The organism is Neptunicoccus sediminis, assembly GCF_001719615.1.
In the GTDB taxonomy this organism is placed as follows: Bacteria; Pseudomonadota; Alphaproteobacteria; order Rhodobacterales; family Rhodobacteraceae; genus Amylibacter; species Amylibacter sediminis.
Genome location: NZ_MDVX01000072.1, coordinates 1 through 2494, shown reverse-complemented (window position 1 = coordinate 2494; position 2494 = coordinate 1). Strand labels below are relative to the sequence as shown.

Annotated in this window: 1 protein-coding gene; it reads right to left on the bottom strand. The window is 46.2% G+C overall.

Annotation, left to right across the window (positions count from 1 at the left end; genetic code table 11):
- Positions 1–813: 813 nt before the first annotated feature.
- The gene (locus BFV97_RS18335; RefSeq protein WP_216635980.1) at positions 814–2325 is read right to left on the bottom strand and encodes a PAS domain-containing sensor histidine kinase; all 1512 of its coding nucleotides are present in this window, start codon (positions 2323–2325) and stop codon (positions 814–816) included.
- Between the last annotated feature and the right edge of the window lie 169 nt (positions 2326–2494).

Here is a 2494-nt window from a genome sequence, read left to right as displayed (position 1 = left end):
CGCTTACTTGATAGCTTCGGAGCCTCTAGCGCAAGATAAGACCTCATAACCGTTATTTACCTCAAGTGTCACTTGAACGATAAAACGGATATCTTCCTCATCGTCTACGTGAAGAATTCTCTCCAATTTAGTCATAAAGCACCTATCTAAAGCTTAACCTTTGAATCCATCGATTGTAATTTTTTAATTTGGCCAATCCTTCACTAAGCACATTAACAACCGGAGCGTGTGCTGTACAACAGTTTCCAATTCAGCATTGACCGATCAGCCTTTAAAAACAAATGGCCCCAGATCAGATATTAAATGGTTCAGTTTAAATAAACACCAACCTCTTGGCGTGCGCGTATAGTATAATGGCCGAACTGCGTGCGGGACGTTGGTGCATAAGCGGGTTCCAAAATGGTCGGACGTAGTAGCACTGCCCTCAGACACTACATGGTAACAAATTAGAGGTCGGGATCAATTTTGCCGGACTGTACCAATTTAATTAGCAATTCTTCTGCTCGGGCTTTTCCATGTCCATAATGCTGAACAGTGCATTGTGCTTTTTCAATGTCGTCTCCGTATGCTGTGACAGTCAAAACGCCATGCGAATGGGTGTACTCTCCAGTGTAAGAACGATTATCGATTTTAATCGTTATGGCGGTCCTAATCAAAATATCACTCCATGTTAGACAGTGAAGGCGAGCCAACCGCCGGCACAACAACTTAAGATTAAATGTCCAGACTAAAGAATAGGGATTCTGCTCCGTTTCAACTTCAAATTGGGGAGATTACCATTGCACGCTACCTTCTAGTTTGGTGCTCCATATATTAGTTTTCTATCCGATTGCGTGGAACGCGAAAAACGCAGGAAAGTCCAGATTCGTCTATGTGTCGGTCTAATTGACCTCCAAGCTTATTCTCAACCATTAATTTAATAAGTTGAGTACCAAAGCCAACACGGGTAGGTCCATTTGGGGGGGCAACCAGTGGGGCAGCGCGTCGTTCGAACCATTTTAGAACCACTTGCTCAGTCGCCTCGCAATAGCTTGCACTAATTTTCAGTTGGATTTTCTCAAAATGTTCATTGTGTTTTAAAGCATTGGTTGCAAGCTCATTCAGTATAAGGGCTATCGGCATAACGCTCTCGTAGCCAACATGCAAATCGATTACGTCTAACTCGATCCGATCCTGCGCGGGAAATATTTCAATTGAATCAACGATTAACGAGTTTAAAGATGCTCCTTGGGTGGCGTTCTCTATCGCAACCCGATTGGCGTGGCCAACTGCAACAATACGGCCCAAAAAAGCCTCGTCGAGTTCGTCTTTGTTGCTCGCCGCACGTGAGCAACTACGGTAAATAGAAGCGAGTACGCTCAAGCTGTTTCCTACGCGGTGACTCATCTCACGTCGCAAGGTCTCGCGATGTTCTGCCTCTTGCTTTTGATGGATTGCTATTCCAATCTGGCTGCCAACTGTACTGAGCATTCGGAGGATATCGGCATCTAGTTTAGCTTTCTGAGAACCGAAGAACTCCAGAACAGCTTTAATCTCTCCTCCTTGCCAAATGGGCAGTGCGACAGCGGAAGCCAAGCCAACTTGCTTAAAAACCTGCCGCCTCAAAAAGTGCGGCGAGCTATCCACTTCGTTTAAAAATTTTAATTCTCCAAATTTCCATGCCAGTCCTGGCAAACCCTCGCCGCTAGCAAAAGTTAGTCGCTCCGTTTCATCTACAACTGGCTGAAGCCCTGGTCGCGTTATATACCAGATTCCCGAGGGGTGCAGGCGCGCATTCTCACCTCTTCCTTTAGCAAAAAGTAAATGGCCAGCGTTCATACCCACAACATTGCAGACGGCATCAAGGCAGAATTGTGCAAATTCATCAAAACTTACATCTTCGAGAAGCTTCTGCGCCACTGCGAGGAGAGCTTCGCTTTCTCGAGCACGCAGTTCTTGCCGTTCTTCAGCCGCCCGTTGCACCGAGATATCACGAGCGATCTTTGAAGCACCTACGATTTTCCCTGCAGCATTACGCACGGGTGAAACGGTTAGTGAAATCGGGATCAATGATCCATCTTTGCGTTTCCGGATCGTTTCAAAATGAGCGATCCTCTCGCCTCTGCTCAAACGTGCGATAAAGTCTGTTTCTTCATCTTCCCGATCAGCAGGGAAAAGCATCGTAATCGGTTGGCCAATAGCTTCTTCCGCAGAATAACCGAATAGTCGTTCTGCACCCGGGTTCCAGCTCCGAATAATGCTATCGAGACCCTTAGTGATGATGGCATCGTCGGAACCTTCCACGATAGCAGCCAGATACTGATGCATACTTTCCGATGTTTCCATTGCAACACTCATTATTGGTTGAAGGAGAAGAGATACTAACCGTAGCGGTTGGCAACGCAACATATTTTCTTGCTAGCACCACTGCGGATTAGTTAATGCTTTTGTTCAATTCTGAGACAGCAGAAATCAAAGCCCCGGGAAGTGCGGGTTTGCTAATAACAGGTGCACT